We start from the raw sequence: 23482 nt of genomic DNA, 5'->3' as shown, positions 1-23482 counted from the left end.
CAAATTAAGTTTTAGAAAACAGCTTTTCTAATGTAAACCCGGCTAACTTTAAACCTTTTGTTGCTAGAATAAATGGTTATACCGGCAGGTTTTTTTCAAATGCCGATCCAAAAGAGAAAAACGAATCGGTGCTTCCTACACCTTCAATTTGATGAATTTGCTCGTATAAAATTTTGCGAAGCTCTTCATTATTAACTGCCACAATTTTAATAAATAAGGCATACTTTCCCGAAACCCAATGGCATTCTACGACTTCCGGAATTTCTTTTAATTTTTCGGCAATAGAATAGGAAAATCGTGCTTCTTTAGTCACAATTCCTGTATAAGTAGTGGTTTCAAAACCAATTTCTTTAGGATTTAATTTTACCGAAAAACCGGTAATAATTCCCGATTCCTGTAATTTTCTAACTCTTAAATGTACCAATGAATTGGATATGTTTAGTTCCTTGGCAAGATCTGAAAAAGAGATTCTTCCATTTTCACTTAGTTTATGTATGATTTCGCGGTCTAAATAGTCAGTATTTTCATTCTTCTTGATACTTGGCATGGTTGGGCGTAGTTTAGAGATTTCTATTATTTTGACAATTCTTAAGTTAAAAATGATTTTATAAGTGTCAAAATTACAAAAAAAAGGCTATGAAATGTCGAATTTTAAATAAACGTAAAAGTAAGGTGTTATAATAACACTTTTATATATAAATTTGTGTGATAATCACACTATTTTAACAAAACGGAAATGGATAAAAATCAATTACTTATGAAATTATGGGAGCAATATGCCAATATTACCCCATCTGCAAGAAGAATACATGAATTACTGGAAGAAAGAGGAGAAGAGATAAAAAATGACCATATAGCGATTCGTACTTTTAATGATAAACGTGTAAATATTGAGGTTTTAGAAAAACCTTTCCTGAATGTTGGTTATGAAGCAAAAGGAGAATATAATTTTGAGAGTAAAAAACTTTTTGCCAGACATTATGAGCACGCTACCGATAAAGATGCACCAAGAATTTTTATTTCGGAGCTGGAATTAGAAAAATGTTCTTCTGAGTTACAGGAAACAGTACAGAATATCCTGAACAGTTGTGATCAGAACTTATTTAACGATGCTGAATTAGTCTTAAGCGGATCGGTATGGAAAGGGAATTCACAGGCTATCTATAAATCTTTATTAGAAGAATCTGAGTATGCGGCCTGGATGTATGTTTACGGTTTCCGAGCCAATCACTTTACGATTAGTACTAATGCTTTAAAAGGATTTAACACCTTAGAAGAACTTAATACTTTTTTGGAAAACAGCGGATGGAAACTGAATGCTTCCGGTGGAAAAATCAAAGGAACTCCGGAGCAATTATTAGAGCAATCGAGCACGCTTGCTGATTTGTATGTAGTGGATTTTGAAGAGGGTGCTTTAGAAATTCCATCTTGTTATTATGAGTTTGCCCTCCGTTATCCAATGGCGAATGGCGAATTGTATCAGGGATTTGTAGCATCGTCTGCCGATAAAATATTTGAAAGTACAGATGTAAAGCTGCAGGAGGCTAAATAATTACAGGAAATAAGTATAGTTATCGTTATCATAATCAGTTTTTTATAGTTTAAAACTGGACAACCTATTTTAAAAAAGTCATAATGGCAGTAACAGAAGTACAATTCGGAATAAAGGAAGCTTTAAGCCAATTGGGAATAAAAGAAGTTAATGAGGGAACTTCAACGGGATTGAATCATTTTTCGGGAGGAGAAATTCTGGAGAGTTATTCTCCGGTAGACGGACAATTGATCGCAAAAGTTAAAACATCAACCGCTGCAGATTATGAAAAAGTGATGGAGGCTGCAACAGCTGCTTTCAAACAGTTCAGACTGATGCCGGCACCACAGCGCGGGGAAATTGTTCGCCAGTTTGGGGAAAAGTTGCGTGTACACAAAGAGGCATTAGGAAAATTAGTTTCATACGAAATGGGAAAATCTTTGCAGGAAGGTTATGGTGAAGTACAGGAAATGATTGATATCTGCGATTTTGCAGTTGGACTTTCCCGTCAGCTTCACGGATTAACGATGCATTCAGAACGTCCGGGACATCGTATGTACGAACAATATCATTCTTTGGGAGTGGTTGGAATTATTTCGGCTTTTAACTTTCCGGTGGCTGTTTGGGCATGGAATACAGCTCTGGCCTGGATTTGTGGAGATGTTTGCGTTTGGAAACCATCAGAGAAAACGCCTATTTGTGCTATAGCGTGCCAAAATATTATAAGTGAGGTTATCAAAGAGAATAATTTACCGGAAGGTATTTCAGGTTTGATCAATGGCGACTATACGATTGGAGAGCTATTGACAAAAGACACACGTGTTCCTTTGATCTCGGCTACAGGTTCGACCCGCATGGGAAAAATTGTAGCGCAGGTAGTTGCAGGACGTTTAGGGAAATCATTATTGGAGTTGGGAGGAAACAATGCCATCATTGTAACTCCGGATGCTGATATTAAAATGACGGTTATCGGTGCTGTTTTTGGTGCCGTTGGAACGGCGGGACAAAGATGTACATCGACACGTCGTTTAATCATTCACGAAAGTATATTCGACAAAGTAAAAGATGCTATAGTGGCTGCTTACAAGCAATTGCGTATCGGGAATCCGTTGGACGAAAAAAACCATGTTGGTCCGTTGATCGATACTCAGGCAGTTGAAATGTACCAGCAGGCACTACGAAAAGTAGTAGCCGAAGGAGGAAAAATTCTGGTTGAAGGTGGTGTGCTTTCAGGTTCAGGATACGAAAGCGGCTGTTATGTAAAACCTGCTATCGCAGAGGCTGATAACTCATTTGAAATCGTACAGCACGAAACTTTTGCTCCGGTTTTATATTTATTAAAATACTCGGGGACTGTCGAAAATGCGATCGCCATTCAAAATGGTGTAGCACAAGGCTTATCCTCAGCAATCATGACTAATAATTTAAGAGAGGCCGAATTATTTTTATCGGTCACAGGCTCTGACTGCGGTATTGCGAATGTCAACATCGGTACTTCCGGTGCTGAAATTGGCGGTGCTTTTGGTGGAGAAAAAGAAACAGGCGGTGGGAGAGAATCCGGCTCCGATGCCTGGAAGGTGTACATGCGCAGACAAACCAATACCATTAATTATACTACTAGTCTGCCATTGGCACAAGGAATAAAGTTTGACTTATAAAATAAACGGATACCTACCGTTTTTCTAAAAGTCAAATCAAAGAGAATACCGCACTTTATAGGGCAGTTCTGTAATTGAATGTCTTATAAAGTGCTTGCCTACAAATAAAAAAAACTAAAAAAAGCGAAATTTTAATTAACCAAAACCATTACCAAAATGAAAAAACTACTCAGTAGGAAGTTCTATTTTCTTCCTTTATTGTTATGCTTGTGGTTGCCAAACATCAATTTTGCGCAAGCAAATCAAGCACAAAAGACCATTTCCGGAAAAGTTACTGATGACAAGAACAATACGCTGCCGGGTGTGAGTATTTCGATTAAAGACTCTAAATACAATGCTGCAACAGATATTGACGGAAATTATACTTTGGTGTATTCATCAAGTCTTGTGAATCCGGTTATCGTTTTCTCCTATATGGGATTTATAGAGAAAAGTGAGGCTGTAAACAACCGTGGTGAACTTAATATTACCATGCAGGAAGAAACCAATAAACTGAATGAAGTAGTCGTTATTGGTTATGGTTCTCAGAAGAAAAGCAACGTTACGGGAGCTATTTCTACTGTTAAAAAAGAAAGTTTAGAAACCAGAGCGACAACAAGTCCTTCTGAAGCACTTCAGGGCTTAGTAGCGGGGGTAAACGTGCAAAAAAGCGGTGGTGTGGCAGGAGCTTCTGTGAGCGTGAAAATCCGTGGGGTAAATACCTTTGGTGCTACAGAACCACTTTATATTATTGACGGATTTCAGGGAGATATTAATACGATAAATCCAACCAATATCGAATCGATGGAGGTATTGAAAGACGGTGCTGCGGCTGCTATTTACGGATCTGTTGCTGCAAATGGTGTAATTATCGTAACCACTAAAAATGGACAAAAAGAAGGTGTAAAAATAGATTTCAGCTCTTTTTTAAGTATCACCAATCCATCGAAAACATTAGATTTATTGGATGCTGACGGATATCGCACAGTTCATAAAAGAATGTACGATGAGTACAATAAGTATGCGACTTCACCAAAAGCACTTCCGGCTTATATAACGGCTCCATCTGATGTTAATACCGACTGGCAGGATGAAGTTTTCCGTTCCGGATTTACACAAAACTACGGTTTGGGAGTTCAGGGAAGACAAGGTGATTTTAAATTTGCTTTATACGGAAACTTTGTAAAGCAAAAAGGAATTATTATCGACAATCAATTTGGTTCTCAAACAGGAAGTGCAAGGGTAAGTTTCAAAAAATCGATTTTTGATATCGATGGAAAAATGGCTTATATCGGAACCCAAAATGCATTGCCTAACTTTCAGTTGAAAGAAGTTTATACAATGTCTCCGTTAGTTCCGGTTTATGACGATAATGAGCAATACGGTTATGGTCTAACCAATAAAAATGGTTTGCCAGCCGGAACGAACCCGGTTGCCGAAGAGCATTTTAGAAAAAGTAATAATGTAGGGCAGGATATTACAGCTAATATTGCTGCAACGGCTAATATTGCACCTTGGTTCAAATATAAATTGGCCTATTCTTATCGTGTGAAAAATAACCAGCAAACCGCTCATTTTCCTCCATTTATTGCTAATCCAAAAGAGGTACATCTTTATCCCTTGCAATCGGAGTTGAGAACAACCTGGAATGAGCAGATATTAGATAACATTATTACTATCGATAAAACTTTCGGAAAACATGTTTTTGGTTTAATGCTGGGTAATACTTTTAACAGTCAGGCATCCAACTGGAATCAGGTAAGTGTTGAAGGAAAAACAACTGATTATACTGTAGAAAATGGACAGCTGGTTTCTATCGACCGTCCGTCAGGATTTCTTGATCCTGGTTTTGAAACTATCGGAGCCGGAAGAGGAGGGACTTATACTGCAGACGGTTCAAAGTTTCAATACAATCGTGTTTCTTTCTTCGGAAGGTTAAACTATTCTTATAATGATCGTTATTTATTGCAAATGACCGTTAGAAGAGACGGTTCTTCTAAGTTTGGTGCAGACAGCCGTTGGGGAACTTTCCCGTCTATCGCCTTAGGATGGAAAATCGAGCAGGAAGATTTTTTCCCGAAAGATATTTTTATCTCTACTTTAAAACTACGTGCGAGCTGGGGACAATTGGGTAACGAAGCTGCTTTAGGATACTATTCTGCTAATACTTTAATTAACACAGGAAATTCTTTAGGTTCAGGTTATGTACAGGGAGTTGGAAGTAATCCCTGGCCGGGAAGTATTGCGCTAGCATTAGAAAATAGAAATTTACAGTGGGAAACTACAGATTCTAAAAACATTGGTATTGATTATACTCTTTTGAAAGGAAAAATCAGCGGTTCGATGAACTACTATCACAATGTGACGGACAATTTATTAATTACAAAAAAACTGGCTCCATCTGCCGGAGTTGATGATCCGATTCTTAACGTAGGTAAGATTAGCAACAGCGGTTTTGAATTTGAAGTAAATTATCGTGATCAGGTTGATGAATTTAAATACAATGCAGGTTTAAATTTTACAACTCTTAAAAATAAAGTAGTAGCCTTAGCAAACGAGGGACAAACTATTTATGGAGAAGGATTAAAATTCAATGCCGAACATTTTCCAACTCAGGCACGTGTAGGAAGTCCAATTAGTGGATTCTATTTGTACAAAACAGATGGTATTTTTCAATCGGTTGAAGAGGTAAATGCTCACAATAAAAATGGTGTTTTATTACAGCCAAATGCAAAGCCGGGTGATATTCGTTTTAAAGATATAAACGGAGACGGAGTTATTGACGATAACGATAAAGCTTACTCCGGAACAGGATTGCCAAAAGTTGAGGTTAACCTTACTTTGGGAGCCAGCTACAAAGGATTTGATTTTTCAGCATTGATTGGAAGCGGCTGGGGGAATAAATTATACAACGGAAACCGTTATTTTTATGAGTCTATGAGTTCAGGAACTAATATGCTGGCTTCGACATTAAATTCATGGACACCGGATAACCGTAGTGATATTCCAAGAGCAGTATTACAGGATCCTAACGGAAACAGTCGTGAGTCAGATCGTTTTCTGGAAAGTGGAAATTTTATAAGAATGCGTCAATTGCAGTTTGGATATACGATACCAAGCAAAATGTTAGGCAAAGCAAAAATAGACAAGCTTAGAATTTATGTTAGTGCAGAGAATTTATTTACGATCACCAATTATTCAGGTATTGATCCTGAGTTTTCGCGTAGTTCTGTACTTAATACCGGTATTGATCGTTTTGTGTATCCATTTACAAGATCGTTTGTGTCGGGTATTCAGTATATATTTTAATTCTATTTTATAAAAGACATCATCATGAAAAAGATATTTTTATTATTTTCCACTATAGGTTTGCTGACTATAACAAGCTGTAGTGATTATCTGGAGCAGCAATCTCCGGACCAATTGACCTCAGAGAATTTCTGGAGAAATAAAGCCGATGCCGAATCTGCTTTGGCGGCAACTTATGGACAGCTTGAATGCGCTACCAACGAATGGTCTTTTGCCGAAATAAAATGGCCGGTAGAAGCCTATCGTGAAGACATCAACGAAATGGGAAGCGATGCTTTGAACTACCAAAACTGGGTGGAACTTTCGACTTTTACTTATACGAACGGGAATAGTCAGTTTACCAGTTATTGGAAAATTAATTACAGAGGGATCAGTAATGCCAATCAGGTGATTGATAAATTACCAAAGGTTCCGGCTTCTGCCATAACAGATGCTGACCGTAAACAAATTGAGGCGGAAGCTCGTTTCTTACGTGCTTATTACCACATGAAATTGCTTTTGAACTGGGATAAAATTTATGTTAGAGATAAATACGTAACCAAAGAAAGCGATTTAAATGTTCCGTTATCGACAAGACCGGAGGCCTGGGATTTTATCACAAAAGAATTTAAAGCGGTGGCAGACATACTTCCTGCGAAGCAAACTTCTGATAAAACAGGACGTGCGACAAGCGGAGCAGCCAACAGCTACCTTGGATTTGCATATTTAACCAGAGCTTATGAAGAAACTGCTCAAAAGCAAGCTTTTTTAAACGAAGCGCTTACGGCATTGAATAAAGTTCAGGGGTACGAGTTAATTAAAGATTATGTTTCTATGTTTGACGGCACCGTAAAAAACAGTAAAGAGTCTATTTTTGAATTGCAATTTTCTGAAACTACCGCTAATGGTGCTTTCTACCGTAATGCGCTTCACTATTGGATGGCAGCGGGAGAACTTGGCGGATGGGACGAAATTTTGCCAAGCCCTATGTTGGTAAACGAATTCAAAAAAGAAGGAAAAATTGCGACGACAGGAAATTATGATACGCGTTTTTACAGTACTATTTTCTTTAAAGATCCTTATTTTAATGATGCCAATAATCCTTTGGTATTAGGTACTACTTATGATGAAAAGTTTGAAGGGAAGGACAAACCGGTATACCGCAGATACATTCCAAGTACTCAGGACAAAATGAATCAGGAGTTTACGGCAATCAACATTCCTTTGATGCGATATGCGAATGTACTGTTGATGCAGGCTGAGGCACTGAATGAGTTAGGGCGTACCGGAGAAGCTATTCCGTATATCAATAAAGTTCGTGAAAGAGCTGATATGCCAGCGATGACCGGAACAACTGCAGCAGCTGTTAAAGCTCAGATTGAACACGAAAGAATCATAGAGTTCCCGTTAGAAAACTACCGTTTTTATGATTTACGTCGTTGGGGAAAAACGAAAGCAGCACTTGATGCAGTAGGACGTAGCGGTTTTGATGCAGCAAAAAACAATTTTTACCCAATTCCATTAATGGAATTGCAAACAAATTAATTCAATGAATTGATTTTAATACCGATATAATATGAAAATATTGGATTAAAATAGAAATGAAATTGATATAACTTTAAAAAGAATAGCCTAATTTTCGGGCTATTCTTTTTATCTGATAAGTAATAAAGTAATTGTTTTTACTGATTTTTTAGATGACTATCAGTGACTAATGCCAAGATGATTAAATTAGCCAAAGATTAGAAAGATTTTTATAGATTTTTTGATAATTGCATATTAAATCAGTGTGAATCTGTAAAATGAGTGGCAAAAAAACATTCTTGGTTTGCATTTAAAGACATTCCTAAATTATTTTATCCATAATAACACATCATAAAACAAAATAACATGAGAAAAAAGGAAATACTTTTTATTCTTGCGTCCTTTTTTATAGTTCAATCAGGCTGGTCTCAAAAGAAATATCCCAATTTAGAAGCGGCCCAAAATAGCATAAACTATAAAGGGAACCCCCTAAATGCGACAGATCGAAAATCACTGGCGTTTTCAGATAAAGGGGCTTGGTTTGGATTTGGATTTTTAGAACCATCAGTAGTGCAGGCCGGATTTTCCGGGCCTTTTTTAATGACAGAACAAAATGGTGTCTGGTTAAGTCCTTCGTTTGTTTCTTTAGAGCTTACGGATGAAAACAAAAAAGAAGCCATTCAATGGAAAAATACGCTGGTGAACCAGAACAGCTACAACAGTCATTTGGAACAGTCATTTAAAAATGAAAAGTTAACGATAAAACAGCAGTTGGTTTATTTGTCCGGTCATTCGGCTTTACAAAAAACAAGTATTACCAACACATCAGGAAAAACAGTAACCCTTTTTCCGTCCTACCACTCAACACTTTTTTTAAATGATTTAAAACTTTCAAAAGAAGACAAAACTTTAAAAATTGTTTCGGCTAAAAGTACAGCAACAGGGTACATTCAGTTTTTGAATAGCACTCCTGAAATTGAAATTACAAATCAGGGTTATAAAGCTCAGACAGAGAAACTGGTTCTAAAACCAAATGAAACTAAGGAAATAGTGGTTTCTCAAACCTTCATTTTTTCTCAGTATTCCTGGAAAACCGAAAATGAAAACATTGCTAAAACGGCATTCAATACCTTACTAAACAACACACAAAAAGAAAAAGAAAATCAACTGGTGCAATTAATTGCCAGAAAGAAAAATATTTACAAAGAAGCCGTTTACTCTAATTTGATTGCTAAACTGTTATTGACTTTACAAAACAATACTCGAATTGCTGCTGAAGGTTTGAAACACGGTGGACTTTTTCCAAGCTACAATTACGAATGGTTTCATGGTTTCTGGGCCTGGGACAGCTGGAAACACGCCGTTGCGGTTGCCAATTATAATCCAGCCTTGGCAAAAGATCAGATGCGTGCTTTGTTTGATTATCAGGAGCCAAACGGATTTATTCCGGATTGTATTTACAGAAATAATCTTCTGGAAGAAAACAATTACCGAAATACTAAAGCACCGCTTGCAGCCTGGGCCATCTGGAAAATTTATGAAAAATCAAAAGACATTAATTTCATAAAAGAGTTCTATCCGAAGCTAAAATTATATCACAATTGGTGGTACAAAGAACGCGATCACGATCAGGATGGTTTGTGTGAATTTGGTTCTACAGACGGGACTGTGATTGCTGCCAAATGGGAGAGCGGAATGGATAATGCCGTTCGTTTTGACGACAGTAAAATTCTAAAAAACGGTGAAAAAGCCTTTTCGTTAGATCAGGAAAGTGTAGATTTAAATTCCTTTTTATATGCCGAGAAAAATTATTTGCAGAAGATGGCAGAAGTTTTAAAACTAACTGAAGAATCGAAAAAATGGAAGGAAGAAAGTACTGCTTTGAAAGTTAAAATTCAAAATCAGTTTTGGGATGCTGCTACAGGTTGGTTTTACGATACGACTATCGATGGTAAAACGCTGATAAAAGCAATGGGTTGTGAAGGATATTTGCCTGTTTGGGCAGAAGTTGCTACTGCTGAGCAAGCTCAGTTAGCCAAACAAAACATGCTTGATACGGCGAGTTTGAACACTTTTGTTCCTTTACCGACACTGGCAGCCAATCATCCAAAGTTCAAACCGGACAATGGGTATTGGAGAGGACCGGTCTGGCTTGATCAAAGTTATTTTGGTATAAACGGACTGGAAAAGTACGGCTATGTGAAAGAAGCAAACGAACTGGCTCATAAATTAATTTACAATGCCGAAGGAGTTTTAGACAAAGGAACTTCTATCAGAGAAAATTATCAGCCCATTACAGGAAAAGGACTAGAAGCCTACAACTTTAGCTGGTCGGCTTCTCATTATTTAATGCTGCTTTTAGAAGATAAATAGTGAAGCGAGTTAAGAAAAACTATCTAAATTTGATTAACACAACAACAGTACAAAGTATGTTCAACCAAAAAATATCATTCACAAAAATAGTAGCAACAGGATTGCTTATTGCAAATTGCCATTCGGTACCTGTTTTTGCTCAAACGAAAAAAACTACAGCGACAGAAAAAAAAGATCCACAGCGTTTTTTCTCAAAGCCTGATTTGATGCAGATCGGTGTTTATTATTATCCGGAACAATGGCCTAGAGAGCAATGGGAACGCGATTTAAAAAACATCAAAAAACTGGGATTTGAGTTTACACATTTTGCCGAATTTGCGTGGACGTATATGGAACCGGAAGAAGGCAAGTATGATTTTAAATGGCTGGATGACGCTTTGGCAATCGCCGAAAAAGAAGGTTTAAAAGTGATTCTTTGCACCCCAACACCAACTCCGCCGGCATGGATGGGGGAAAAGTACCCTGAAATTTATCTGGTAGATGCAAGCGGACGCCGTAGAGAGCATGGAAACAGAGCCAATCAATCGGTTTCAAATGAAAAGTACAGAGCCTTTGTCGAAAAGATAGTGACTGAACTTGGGAAAAGATACGGAAAGAATAAAAACATTATGGGCTGGCAAGTGGATAACGAGCCGGGAGCTCCGGATGATTTTAGTCCATCTGCACAAAAAGGATTTCAAAAATGGTTAAAGGCAAAGTACGGTACAATCGAAAAATTGAATGCCGAATGGCTGGGAAGTTTTTGGAGCATTCGCTATAACAACTTCGAACAGATTGCCATTCCAAATGCTGAGATTTATTTTGAAGACAAATTGAGTCCGCATGCCATATTAGATTTCAAAAGATTCACGGCAGATTCACAAGCCGAATATTTGAATTTACAGGCAGAAACACTTCGAAAATATGTTGATCCAAGACAATGGATTACGACCAATTATACGAATGTAGTTTATGGTGCAGACCCAAGAAGAACTGATAAGATGGATTTTGCTACTTATACGATGTATCCGGTTAGCGGCAGGAATCAATTAGGAGGTCAGAATTTTAGAATGGGGCACCCGAATAAAATATCCGAAGCCAATGATTATTACAGATCGATTAACGGAGTTACCGGAGTTATGGAAATGCAGCCGGGACAAGTGAACTGGGCGAGTATCAATCCGCAATTGCTTCCGGGAACTGTTCATATGTGGATCTCACAAGCTTTTGGAGGAGGCTGCTCTTTCACCTGCACTTATCGATACAGACATCCACTGGGAAGCAGTGAGATGTACCATGACGGAATCGTAGGTACTGATGGTGTAACCTTGACTACGGGAGGAAAAGAGTTTGTACAGTCAATCGAAGATATGAAACTGCTTCGAAAAGAGTACAATCCGAAAGCAGTACTTCCTGCTGATCTTGCCAAAAGAAAAACAGGATTTTTATGGAGTCATGAAAATCTGTGGGATTTGGAGAACCAAAAACAAACGGAGTTCTGGAGTACGTGGAGACATCGAAATACCTATACTTCAGCAGTAAAATCGACTGGCGCACCAATGGATTTTATTACAGAAGAAGATGATTTTTCGGCCTATCCCTTTATTGTAGCACCGGCTTATCAGCTGATCGATCAGAAATTGGTAGACAAATGGACGAAATATGTAGAAAATGGTGGTAACCTGATTTTGTCATGCCGTACCGGTCAGAAAGATAAAAACGGGCATTTCTTTGAGGCCAAATGGAGTGCGCCAATCGTTCCGTTAATTGGTGCTGATGTTGACTTTTTTGATATGCTTGTGGCGGATGTAAATGGAACGATAAGTTCCGGAAACAATACCTATAAATGGAATACCTGGGCAGATGTTTTAAGTCCGAAACCAGGAACAGAAGTTTTAGCAACGTATGCCGATCAGTTTTATAAGGGAAAAGCAGCAGCAATTACGAGAAAACTGGGGAAAGGAACGGTTACGTATGTAGGAGCAGAAAGTAAAGACGGTGATCTGGAAAGACAAGTGGTGAGATCGGTTTATGAACGTTCCAAAGTTGCTATCGAAGATTTGCCAAAAGGGGTTTTTGTAGAATGGAGAGACGGGTTTTACACAGGAGTAAATTATACCAATGAGCCGATACAGTTAGCAATTCCTGAAGGAAGCAAAATTTTGGTAGGGCAAAATCCTTTACAACCGGCTCAGGCGATTATTTGGAAATAAAGTAAAAGTCTGCCACGAATTCACGAATTTTTTAAACAACATATATCGAGTAATTCGTGAATTACTTCGTCCCTCCGCTATCGCTCGGGTCGTGGCGAAAAAAGGTTTGTCAGATTGGGAAAACAAACAAAATATAATTCGCGTTAATTTGTGAAATTCGCGGCAAAAAAATAAAAAACAATTTTAATATAGTATCAATGATTTTTTCAGAAGCAACTATTCAGGATTTAGTAAAAGAACATTACGGATTAACCGTTACCGTAAAAGCATTAAATGGATATGATGAACTGAACTTTCTTTTATCAAATGAGAAGAATGAAAAGTACATTCTAAAAGTTTCAAACGAAAGTCACCCTTTTCCTTTTTTAGAAGCGCAGATCAATATCATTCAGCATCTAAAAAAGAGTCCTGTTTCAAATTGTTTTCAGCATTTCAGTATCAATAAACATGGAGAAGAACTGACTAAAATTGTTGGTAATTCCCAAACGTACTATATCAGAATACTGAACTTTTTAGAAGGTGTTTTTTGGGTGGATGAAAAAGCTAAAACAAAAGAATTGCAATATGACCTGGGAAGTTTTTTAGGAAAGATGGATCATGCTTTACAGGATTTCTCACATCCTGCCATGCATCGCAATTATACTTGGGACATTAGTCGTGCGAGTGAAGCAGCGGACAATTTAAAATACATTCTAAATCACGAAAAAAGGCGTATTGCGGGCTATTTCCTCTTGCAGTTTGATACTGAAGTCTTGCCTCAATTGCATCGCTTGCGTCATGCTTATGTACATAACGATGCCAATGATTATAATGTACTGGTACAGCACAATCGTGTTAGCGGTTTAATCGATTTTGGAGATATGGTGTATACCGCTTTAATCAACAATTTAGCGATAGCCTGTACGTATGCCATGCTGGACGAAGAAGATCCGCTGGCCGTTGCAGCATTGATCGTTGAAGGATACCATAAATCGTATGCTTTAACCGAGCAGGAATTGGATGTATTGTATTATCTGATTGCCGGAAGACTTTGTATCAGTGTAACACAATCCGCTTACAATGCCTCATTAGACAGCAACAACGAACATCATTTTATAACCGAAAAACCGGCATGGAATTTATTGTTTAAGCTGATTCAGATTAATCCAATCAAAGCGCAGGATGCTTTTAGAAAAGCCTGCGGTTTTGAAGGCGTAATTACTACTGACGATTACAGTGATTTATTGGAAGTTCGAAAAAAGAAAATAGGACGTAATTTAAGTATTGGTTATCAGGATAAGTTAAAAATTGTAAAGGGTGCTTTGCAATATTTGTACGATGATAAGGGAAGAACCTTTGTAGATTGTGTCAATAATCCTTCGCATGTGGGACATTGTCATCCGGTCGTGGTTCGAAAAATGCAGAAACAGATTGCCACTTTAAATACCAATACCCGATATTTAAATGACGCTATAACAGCTTATGCCGAAAAACTTACAGCAACCTTACCTTCAAAGTTGAGCGTTTGTTACTTTGTGAATTCGGGGAGTGAGGCCAATGATCTGGCGATTCGAATGAGCCGTCATTTTACCAAACAAAAAGATATTATTGTATTGGATCATGCTTATCACGGAACTTCTACCGTTGCAATGGAAATGAGTCCGTATAAATTTGACAGTAAAGGAGGATTTGGTCAGATGCCTTGGATACACAAAGCGATTAATCCTGATTTGTATCGCGGCCCTTATAAATATGGTGATACCAATGCGGGAGAAAAATATGCTGCCGATGTACAAAGAATTATAGAAGATTTACAGAAAGAGAACAATGCTCCTGCGGTATTCATCTGTGAAACTTTATTGGGAGTAGGAGGTCAGATTCCGTTACCGGAAAATTATTTAAAAACAGCGTATGATTATGTCAGAGCTGCCGGAGGAGTTTGTATTGCTGATGAAGTTCAGGTTGGCTTTGGACGAATCGGAGACCACTTTTGGGGCTTCGAATTACAAAATGTAGTTCCGGATATCGTGGTATTAGGAAAACCAATTGGTAACGGACATCCTCTGGCTGCGGTGATTGTAACGGAAGAAATTGCCGATGCCTTCAACAATGGAATGGAGTATTTTAACACCTTTGGAGGTAATCCCGTATCGATGACTACTGGTTTGGCCGTATTGGATGTGATTCAGGAAGAAGAAATGCAACAGCATGCTCTGGAAACGGGAAATCATTTAATGGATGGTCTTAGAAAGTTAATGGCGAAGTATCCAATTATTAGTGATGTTCGCGGACATGGTCTGTTTATTGGTGCCGAAATGGTAAAAGACAGATCAACCATGGAACCTGCTGTTCCCGAAATAGATATTGTAGTAGAAAAGATGAAAGCCCACGGCTATTTATTAAGCACAGACGGTCCTTTACACAATGTTTTGAAAATAAAACCTCCTATGACATTCAATAAACAAAACGCTGATGAAATGGTGCGATTATTAGATATTGCTTTAAGTGAATTGTAAAAGAAAATCTCGCAAAGTCGCAAAGCAGCAAAGTTTTTAGAGAATTTCTTTGCGACTCCGCGTCTTTGCGAGAAAATAATCATCCATAGTTAGTCCAAAAAAGCACTTTTATTCTTAGTTTGGATAAAGGAAGCTGTATATAATAAAGTATTAAAATGAATAACCATACTATTCTTTCTGAGGCTACCGTTCCTCTTGAAAGTCTCGAAAAACAATTAGAAGGTAAATTATTCTACGATCATACGATGCGCTTGCTTTATGCAACTGATGCGAGTGCCTATAAAGAAATGCCGCTCGCAGTTGCCATTCCAAAAACAAAGGAAGATATTCAGAAGATCATTGCTTTTGCGAGAGAGCATAAAAGCAGTGTAATTCCGCGTGCTGCCGGAACATCGTTGGCGGGACAGGTTGTTGGGAACGGAATCATAGTAGATATTTCACAAGAGTTTACCAGAATTATATCGGTAGATGAGGCCTCTAAAACGGCATGGGTCGAGCCCGGAGTTATACGTGACGAACTAAACCTTCATTTGAAACCCTATAAGTTGTTTTTCGGACCTGAAACTTCGACGAGCAATCGCTGTATGATTGGCGGAATGGTGGGCAACAATGCCTGCGGTGCGAGATCCGTTATTTATGGATCGACCCGCGAACACGTGCTTGAAATCAAAGGCTTTTTGGCCGATGGTAACGAAGTCACATTTGGCGCGTTAACCAATGCTGAATTTGAAGATAAGTGCAACGGAATTAATGTAGTAAGCTCTTTGGAACAGGCCATTTATGTTCAGGTCAAAGAAATACTATCGTCAGCATCAAACCAAATTTTGTTTGAAGATCATTTTCCTAAAAAATCAATTCCAAGAAGAAACACCGGCTATGCTTTAGATTTACTGGCTGATACAATGCCTTTTAAAGATTCAGAAGAGCAATTCAACTTCTGCAAGCTGATAGCAGGATCAGAAGGAACTTTGTTCTTTTCGACTGCTATAAAATTGAATTTGGTCGACGCGTTAAAACCTTATTCTGCATTGGTGTGCATTCATTTTGAAAGTATTAATGAATCACTTAAAGCCAATATTGAGGCTTTAAAATTTCAACCGGACAGTGTGGAATTAATCGATCATTATATTCTGGAATGTACAAAAGAAAATATTGAACAAAGTAAGAATCGTTTTTTTGTAAAGGGAGATCCTCAGGCAATTTTAGCCGTTGAATTTTTAAGAGATTCTCCTGAAGAAATTGAGACCATTGCCAAAGAAATGGAAGCTTTGTTTCGTTCTAAAAATTTAGGGTATCATTTCCCAGTTGTTTATGGTGAGGATACCAATAAAGTTTGGGCTTTGCGTAAGGCAGGACTAGGTTTGCTGTCTAATATTCCCGGTGATGCCAAAGCGGTTGCCGTAATTGAAGATACAGCAGTAGATGTAAATGATTTACCGGATTTTATAGAAGATTTTAATGCTATTTTAAAAAAACGAAATCTAAATTGTGTGCACTATGCACACGCGGCAACAGGAGAATTGCATCTTCGTCCGATTATTGATTTAAAAACGGAAGAAGGGACGGTGCTTTTCAGAACTATTGCGACAGACATTGCACATTTGGTTAAAAAATACAAAGGCTCTTTAAGCGGTGAACATGGAGATGGAAGACTTAGAGGGGAATTTATTCCGCTGATGTTAGGCGAGGAAATCTATCAATTGTTTGTTCAGATTAAGGAAACCTGGGATCCTTGGGGTATTTTCAATCCCGGTAAAATTGTGAATACACCACCGATGGATACAAATTTAAGATATACTGCCGGACAGGATACCCCGATGCCGGAAACCTATTTTGATTTTTCGGAACACAATGGAATTTTGCGTGCTGCTGAGATGTGTAACGGATCCGGAGATTGCCGAAAAACTGAGAAAAGCGGTGGTACCATGTGTCCGAGTTATATGGCCACACGGGACGAAAAACATACCACGCGCGCCAGAGCAAACATGCTGAGAGAGACGATAACCAACTCTACCCAGGCTAACAAGTTTGATGATGACAATCTTGTTGCCGTTTTGGATTTGTGTTTGAGCTGTAAAGGCTGTAAATCAGAATGTCCTTCGAATGTGGATATGGCCAAATTAAAGGCCGAAACGTTACAACAATATCACGATAAAAATGGAGTGAAATTTCGTTCCAGACTTATCGGGAATACTCCCAAAATAAACAAATGGTTTGCCGCGATTCCGTGGATGTATAATTTATCCACAAAAGGAGCTTTGGGGAATGTGGTTAAAAAAACAACAGGATTTGCTACAGAACGAAAATTGCCTTTGATGCATAAGATTACTTTCGCCAAGTGGATGAAAACGTATCGTCAAAAGGGGGATTTTAGTAACGGAAAAGTATACCTGTACAATGATGAATTTTTAAATTATTATGATGTCGAAATAGGGCAGACCGCGGTACAATTACTGAATCGTTTGGGGTATCAGGTCGAAATTCCAAAAATTGGGATTAGTGGCAGAACCTATCTTTCGAAAGGAATGCTGAAAGAGGCCCGTGAAATTGCCGAACAAAACATTAGAGATTTTGAGCAGGCGATTCCACAGGATGGTATTCTGATCGGAATTGAACCCTCGGCGATCTTAACTTTTCGGGACGAATATCCCGATTTATGTCGAGGAGAGTTAAAAGTGAAAGCAAAAAACTATGCTGCAAAAGCTTTCCTGATCGAGGAATTTTTGGCAAAAGAGCTGGAGGAAGGCAGGATTTCTTCAAGTAATTTTACCGATAGGCAGGAACGTATACGCATGCACGGACATTGTTTTCAAAAAGCCTTATCGTCATTGGTGCCTCTTAAAAAAATACTGGCTTTGCCCGAAAATTATACGGTTCTAAACATTCCGAGTGGTTGCTGTGGTATGGCTGGGTCTTTTGGCTATGAAAAAGAACATTATGAGTTGTCGATGAAAATTGGCGAGTTGGTTTTGTTTCCAACCATTCGTTCTGAAGAAGAAGCTACTCTAATCTCTGCCTCAGGTACCAGCTGCAGGCATCAGATTGCTGATGGTACGGGTAGAAAAGCACAACATCCGGTTGAGATCTTGTATAAAGCGTTAAAATAGGCTGTAATGGGGCGTTTTCGAGTTTTTAAATAATTATAAAATGTAAAAAGACAGATTTTATCATTGAAATTTAGGCGTTTAACTTTCAAAAAAACAAAAAGTGTAGTAGAAATAGTTTTCGACGAACGATTTTTTTATCTCCGGTAATCAGGACTGTGGCAACTTGTTAATCAATTGTTTATAGTTTGTTGATAAATAATAGCTTATGTTTATTTTTTTAACAAGCATTCAAAAGAATAATATTTAAATTTGAGTAGAGGTTAAAGGTTTGTCATTTTAAAACATCTATTATGGAAAAAGCTATAAAACTAAAAGTTCGCAAGGAATTAGATGGTCGCCAACAGTTGAACATTATAAAACTTAAAGGAAGTTTAATTTCTAAAGGGTATACAGAAATCATACACATTCTGGATCAGGATGATGAATTTCATATTAACTCTTTTGAAACACGATCTGAAAGTACCAACGAAGTTCAGGAGTTTATTACAGCTTTTATACACAGAGAAAACCTAACAGATACAATCTCGTTTTACAAATAATACTTTTACAGTAAACGATAAATAATGCATAAAAAACAAGAACCCCGTTTCGGTATAGAAACGGGGTTCTTTATCTTAGAAAAGCTTGTCCAAAGTCTAAGTTTCAGGTTTCAAGTTTCAAGTTGAAACCTGAAACAGAATGTTTATCACATCCCGCCTCCTAAAGCTTTGTAAAGTAAGATCTGTGCATTTGCATTTTTCAACTGAATCTCTACAAAATCAAGTTCGGCCTGCAATTTGTTTTTTTGTGCATTGATGATTTCAAGATAATTGGCGTAACCACTCAGATACAAATCATTGGAAACATTTACAGCAATTTCAAGATGTTCAATCTCTTTAGATTTATATTTCAGCACATTTTCAAAAGCTTCAGTTCGGTGCAGTAAAGCACTTAGTTCGTTATAAGCGGTTGTAATGGTGTTTTGATATTGTAGAAAAGAAATTTCCTGTCTTCGGTTGGCAGTAAAAAACTCCTGTTTGATTTGTCCTTTATTGAATATCGGAGCAGTGATTCCGCCTAATAATTGCCAGGCAAACGAACCGCTGTCAAAAAAAGTACTCAAAGAAAAAGAGTTCATTCCTACGTATCCACCTAAATTTAGAGTTGGAAAGAAGGCTGCGCGAGCCGCTTTAGCATCTGCATTTGTAGCCCTCAATTCAAAGTAAGCTTCCGATACATCGGGTCTTTTATGTATGATAGAGTCTACACTTATTTTTTGATTTAAGACTTTAAGATAACCCGATGAAAAATCAGTGTTTCTTTCAATTTTCCCGCCGTATTCTCCAAGCAGCGTAAGTAGTGCCTTTTCTGCCTGATCGATTTTAAGATTTAATTGTTCTGCTTCAGCCAATATATTGTTGTTTTGCGCATTGAATTGCTGTACGGCAAGTTCTGTGGCTTTTCCGACAGATCGCTGTGCCGAAACGATATCCAATGCATGCTGTTGTGTATCAAGGTTTCGCTTGTAAATTAGTGCTTGTTTGTCTAAGGCTACCAATTCGTAGTACAGCTCTGCAATATCGCCTAACAATTTAGTCTTCAGCAATTGCATTCCTTGTTGAGAGGCAAAATATCGGTCACGTGCGGCTTTCTTCCTATTGCTTAGCTTTCCCCATATATCAGCTTCCCAGGATACTTTTCCTCCCAGAAAAAAGTTTGGGGTAGTACCCGTTGCAATTCGTTGTCTGTCGGATATGTTTTGAGACAAATTAGTGTCAAAGTTTCCAACACCCTCCATGGTGTATTTTCCATAACGAGTTCCCGAAGCATCGGCCTGAAAATCCAATGAAGGCAATAAAGCCAGTTTAGCTGCTTTCAGATGCGAGTTAGCTATTAGAATACGCTGTTCCATGATTAAATAATCCGGATTCTGAGCCATCGCTTTGTCTAATAATTGTTCTAGTTTTTCATCCTTAAAATAAGTGGCTGTTTGCAGCGGAACAAAAGTTGTTCCGCTGTCAGCAGCTTTTTTTGAAGTAACATCGAAATTTTTGGGCAGTGTTTTAGCAGCCAGATTATCATTAACTTTTGGAGCAGAACAAGCTGTCAATAACAGAATTCCGGCTACCAGTAAGAGTGAAAATGACTTAAACTTATAGTTTTGATCAATAACTGCTTTATGTTGATTTAGTGATTTTTTCATTATTGTATTTATTTTTTCAGTGCTTTTTCAAATTTGGCAAACAGTATATAAAGACCCGGTATGATAACAAGTCCAAACACCGTTCCGATGAACATTCCTCCGGCAGCTGCCGTACCAATCGAACGGTTACCAACGGCTCCCGCACCCGAGGCGATACATAAAGGAATCAGTCCTGAAATAAAAGCAAAAGAAGTCATTAAAATAGGTCGGAAACGCAGTCGGGCTCCTTCGATGGCAGCCTCCGTAATGTCCCGTCCGATTTTGTTCTGCGCCATCGCAAACTCTACAATCAGAATGGCATTTTTGGCGAGCAACCCGATCAGCATGACGAGTGCTACCTGGGCATAAATGTTATTGTCGAGTCCAACCATTAACAGCGCGAGGTACGATCCGAACACCCCTACAGGCAAACTTAAAAGTACCGGAAACGGAAGCAGTAAACTTTCGTATTGGGCAGCAAGAAGTAAATAGACAAACAGTATGCATAAAGCAAAAATGTAAATCGTCTGATTCCCCGACAGGATTTCTTCACGTGTCATACCCGACCATTCCAGTTCAAACCTGCCCGGAAGTTTTTCGGCAGCGATTTTCTCTACAGCGGCAATTGCCTCACCGGAGCTGTATCCGTCAGCAGGTTCTCCGTTGATCATAGCCGACATGTACATGTTGTATCGTGTTAAAACTTCGGGACCGTACACACGTTCGAGTTTGATGAAGGTGGAGAACGGAACCATTTCGCCGGCATCATTCTTAAGGTACATATCCAGAATACTTTCGGGATTCTTCCTAAATTGAGGACTGGCCTGAACCATTACTTTATACATTTGTGAGAAACGAATAAAATTAGTCGCATAAAAAGAACCCAGCATCGTTTGCAGAGTCGACATCGCATTGTCTACAGAAACTCCTTTTTTAGCTGCCTGATCGTAATCAATATGAATCAAATACTGTGGGAAAGTAGCATCAAAACTGGTAAAAGAGTTTTGTATTTCTGGCGAAGCATTGAGTTCCTTGATAAAATTTTTGGTTACGGCGTCGGTATTAGTAATCGTTCCGCCCGATTTGTCGAGTAAGCGAAGTTCAAACCCGCTTGTATTTCCAAAACCGGGTACCGTTGGCGGTGCAAAAATCTCAATCTGAGCATCAGAAATGTTCTTTGTTTTCTCTCCCAGTTTGGTGATGAATTCGTTTACTGAGATATCGCGATCGTTCCAGTCTTTCAAATTGATCATACCCATTCCGTAAGAAGCTCCTGCAATTTCGGTTACAATACTGTATCCGGCAAGAGTGGTCACGTTGTCGACACCTTTAATTTCTTTGGCTAATCGGGTAACCTCATCCAGTACTTTTTCAGTACGTTCTACAGTGGCGCCCTGAGGTGTAGTCACACTTACATAAACCATCCCTTGATCTTCAGAAGGAATAAAACCACCCGGAACAAATTTGCTGGTTCCCCAGGTAAGCAGACAGAATAAAACCAATAATCCAGCTGTAACAGTAGTTCGGTCTGCAAATTTGGCCAGTATTCTGATATAACCTGCAGTTACATTATCAAACCATTTATTAAAACCGTCGAAGAAACGATTCAGTAGAGAGGTTTTCTTTTCGTCCGGATTATGCGGTTTAAGCAAAATAGCACAGAGTGCAGGAGTTAAAGTAAGTGCGTTGATTCCTGAGATTACAATACTAATCGCCATGGTTAAAGAGAACTGTCTGTAGAAAACTCCAACTGGACCGCTAAGAAAGGCAACAGGAATAAACACGGCACTCATTACTATGGTTATGGCAATAACAGCACCTGTAATTTCTTTCATGGCACTTATTGTTGCCGGCAGAGGTGCCATATGTTCTTCGGAAATTTTAACATGGACGGCTTCGACTACTACAATGGCGTTGTCGACCACAATCCCGATCGATAGAACTAAAGCAAATAAGGTTAGCAGGTTGATCGAAAAGCCCATCATCGACATGAAAGCAAACGAACCAATAAGCGCTACAGGTACGGCTAAAACCGGTATTAAAGTAGAGCGCCAGTCTTGCAGGAAAATGAAAACCACAAAAGCTACCAGAATAAAGGCTTCGATAAGTGTTTTTAAAACCTCATCGATCGATGCGTCCAGAAAGCGCGATACATCGTACGCAATATTGTAATCCATTCCGGGAGGGAAGGAAGTCTTTTGAAGTTCGGCCATCTTTTCTTTTACGCTGGCAATTACTTCAGAAGCATTTGAACCCGGACGTTGTTTTAGCATGATAGAAGCCGAAGGTTTACCATCGGTTTTAGAAACCATTCCGTAACTCATCGATCCAAATTCGATCTTAGAGATGTCTTTTAATTTTAGGATGGTACCATCTGAATTAGCACGAATCGGAATTTCTTCATACTGTTTGGGTTCGTAGAATTTCCCTCCGTATTTGATCACATATTGAAGCTGATTGTCCAATTGTCCGGAACCTTCACCTACTTTTCCGGGTGCAGCAGAGATGTTTTGTTTTTGAAGAGAAGCAATTACCTCATTTGCCGATATAGCATAAGAGAGCATTTTTTGAGGATCAAGCCATACCCGCATTGAGTATTCTTTTTGTCCCATAATTTCAGCCCTTCCAACACCATCAATACGTTTCAGTTCTTGTAGAATGTTGATATCGGTGAAGTTAAAGATAAATTGCTCGTCCTGCGTTTTATCTGTACTCGTAATGTTCAGATACATCAGCATACTGTTCACCTCTTTCTCGGTCGTTACTCCGGCGCGAATTACCTCTTCCGGCAACTCATCGAGTATAGTAGTCACACGGTTTTGAACGTTTACGGCTGCGAGATCCGGATCGGTTCCGACTTCAAAAAAGACTTGTATCAGCGTCAGACCGTCGTTTGAAGTGACCGTTGACATATAGGTCATACCGGGAACACCATTAATAGCGCGTTCCAAGGGCAGTGCGACGGCATTGGCCGAAACTTCGGCATTGGCTCCTGTATATTTAGCCGTTACCGTTACAGATGGCGGAACAATATCAGGAAATTGTGTTATAGGCAACTGAAACAAGGCCAGTATACCGAGGAGTACTATCATAACCGAAATGATTAACGATAGTATTTTTCGTTTGATAAATAACTCTATCATTTTATATTTTTTTGAGACTAATTAATAAGGA

12 protein-coding genes are annotated in these 23482 nt (G+C 38.6%); 9 read left to right on the top strand and 3 right to left on the bottom strand.

Annotated features, from left to right (window positions below):
• Positions 1-76: 76 nt before the first annotated feature.
• Positions 77-547, bottom strand: coding sequence for an Lrp/AsnC family transcriptional regulator (locus BHE19_RS17440; protein ID WP_017497155.1), 471 nt, complete (start codon positions 545-547; stop codon positions 77-79).
• A gap of 210 nt (positions 548-757) precedes the next feature.
• On the opposite strand from BHE19_RS17440, the gene BHE19_RS17435 reads away from it, so the two are divergent.
• The 9 genes from BHE19_RS17435 (at position 758) to BHE19_RS17395 (ending at position 18686) form a co-directional block, all read left to right on the top strand.
• Entirely contained in the window at positions 758-1552 is a 795-nt protein-coding gene (locus BHE19_RS17435; protein WP_233431391.1) for a DUF1338 domain-containing protein, read from the top strand.
• Positions 1553-1635: 83 nt separating this feature from the next.
• Entirely contained in the window at positions 1636-3189 is a 1554-nt protein-coding gene (gene amaB, locus BHE19_RS17430) for an L-piperidine-6-carboxylate dehydrogenase (RefSeq protein WP_070908168.1), read from the top strand.
• Between the two features lie 156 nt (positions 3190-3345).
• Complete coding sequence (locus BHE19_RS17425; protein WP_070908167.1) at positions 3346-6477, top strand: SusC/RagA family TonB-linked outer membrane protein; 3132 nt, start codon at positions 3346-3348, stop codon at positions 6475-6477.
• 24 nt (positions 6478-6501) lie between these two features.
• A complete protein-coding gene (locus tag BHE19_RS17420; RefSeq protein WP_070908166.1) occupies positions 6502-8001 on the top strand; it encodes a RagB/SusD family nutrient uptake outer membrane protein in 1500 nt (499 codons plus the stop codon).
• A gap of 345 nt (positions 8002-8346) precedes the next feature.
• Positions 8347-10353 carry an MGH1-like glycoside hydrolase domain-containing protein gene (locus BHE19_RS17415; RefSeq protein WP_070908165.1) on the top strand — a complete coding sequence of 669 codons (2007 nt, stop codon included), beginning with the start codon at positions 8347-8349 and terminating at the stop codon, positions 10351-10353.
• A 56-nt stretch (positions 10354-10409) separates the two neighbouring features.
• Positions 10410-12545 carry a beta-galactosidase gene (locus BHE19_RS17410; protein WP_070908164.1) on the top strand — a complete coding sequence of 712 codons (2136 nt, stop codon included), beginning with the start codon at positions 10410-10412 and terminating at the stop codon, positions 12543-12545.
• A 197-nt stretch (positions 12546-12742) separates the two neighbouring features.
• Entirely contained in the window at positions 12743-15040 is a 2298-nt protein-coding gene (locus BHE19_RS17405) for an aminotransferase class III-fold pyridoxal phosphate-dependent enzyme (protein ID WP_070908163.1), read from the top strand.
• A gap of 155 nt (positions 15041-15195) precedes the next feature.
• Positions 15196-18147, top strand: coding sequence for an FAD-binding and (Fe-S)-binding domain-containing protein (locus BHE19_RS17400; RefSeq protein WP_070908162.1), 2952 nt, complete (start codon positions 15196-15198; stop codon positions 18145-18147).
• A gap of 290 nt (positions 18148-18437) precedes the next feature.
• Positions 18438-18686, top strand: coding sequence for a hypothetical protein (locus BHE19_RS17395; RefSeq protein ID WP_017497164.1), 249 nt, complete (start codon positions 18438-18440; stop codon positions 18684-18686).
• A gap of 146 nt (positions 18687-18832) precedes the next feature.
• On the opposite strand, the gene BHE19_RS17390 is transcribed toward BHE19_RS17395, so the two are convergent.
• The gene (locus BHE19_RS17390) at positions 18833-20329 is read right to left on the bottom strand and encodes a TolC family protein (protein ID WP_083342578.1); all 1497 of its coding nucleotides are present in this window, start codon (positions 20327-20329) and stop codon (positions 18833-18835) included.
• 8 nt (positions 20330-20337) lie between these two features.
• Positions 20338-23451 (bottom strand): efflux RND transporter permease subunit, encoded by a 3114-nt coding sequence (locus BHE19_RS17385; RefSeq protein WP_070908161.1) that lies wholly within the window; start codon positions 23449-23451, stop codon positions 20338-20340.
• Positions 23452-23482: the final 31 nt, after the last annotated feature.

It is taken from the genome of Flavobacterium tructae (assembly GCF_001853485.1).
In the GTDB taxonomy this organism is placed as follows: Bacteria; Bacteroidota; Bacteroidia; order Flavobacteriales; family Flavobacteriaceae; genus Flavobacterium; species Flavobacterium tructae.
Note: the sequence above shows the minus strand (reverse complement) of the source record. Positions and strands in the feature narration are given on the sequence as shown.

Bases quoted from the DNA above. Each gene is read 5' to 3' on its own strand.
- BHE19_RS17400 (WP_070908162.1), top strand. From the start codon at position 15,196: ATGAATAACCATACTATTCTTTCTGAGGCTACCGTTCCTCTTGAAAGT.
- BHE19_RS17405 (WP_070908163.1), top strand. From the start codon at position 12,743: ATGATTTTTTCAGAAGCAACTATTCAGGATTTAGTAAAAGAACATTAC.
- BHE19_RS17425 (WP_070908167.1), top strand. From the start codon at position 3,346: ATGAAAAAACTACTCAGTAGGAAGTTCTATTTTCTTCCTTTATTGTTA.
- BHE19_RS17410 (WP_070908164.1), top strand. From the start codon at position 10,410: ATGTTCAACCAAAAAATATCATTCACAAAAATAGTAGCAACAGGATTG.
- BHE19_RS17440 (WP_017497155.1), bottom strand. From the start codon at position 547: ATGCCAAGTATCAAGAAGAATGAAAATACTGACTATTTAGACCGCGAA.
- BHE19_RS17385 (WP_070908161.1), bottom strand. From the start codon at position 23,451: ATGATAGAGTTATTTATCAAACGAAAAATACTATCGTTAATCATTTCG.
- BHE19_RS17420 (WP_070908166.1), top strand. From the start codon at position 6,502: ATGAAAAAGATATTTTTATTATTTTCCACTATAGGTTTGCTGACTATA.
- BHE19_RS17390 (WP_083342578.1), bottom strand. From the start codon at position 20,329: ATGAAAAAATCACTAAATCAACATAAAGCAGTTATTGATCAAAACTAT.
- BHE19_RS17435 (WP_233431391.1), top strand. From the start codon at position 758: ATGAAATTATGGGAGCAATATGCCAATATTACCCCATCTGCAAGAAGA.
- BHE19_RS17415 (WP_070908165.1), top strand. From the start codon at position 8,347: ATGAGAAAAAAGGAAATACTTTTTATTCTTGCGTCCTTTTTTATAGTT.
- amaB (WP_070908168.1), top strand. From the start codon at position 1,636: ATGGCAGTAACAGAAGTACAATTCGGAATAAAGGAAGCTTTAAGCCAA.
- BHE19_RS17395 (WP_017497164.1), top strand. From the start codon at position 18,438: ATGGAAAAAGCTATAAAACTAAAAGTTCGCAAGGAATTAGATGGTCGC.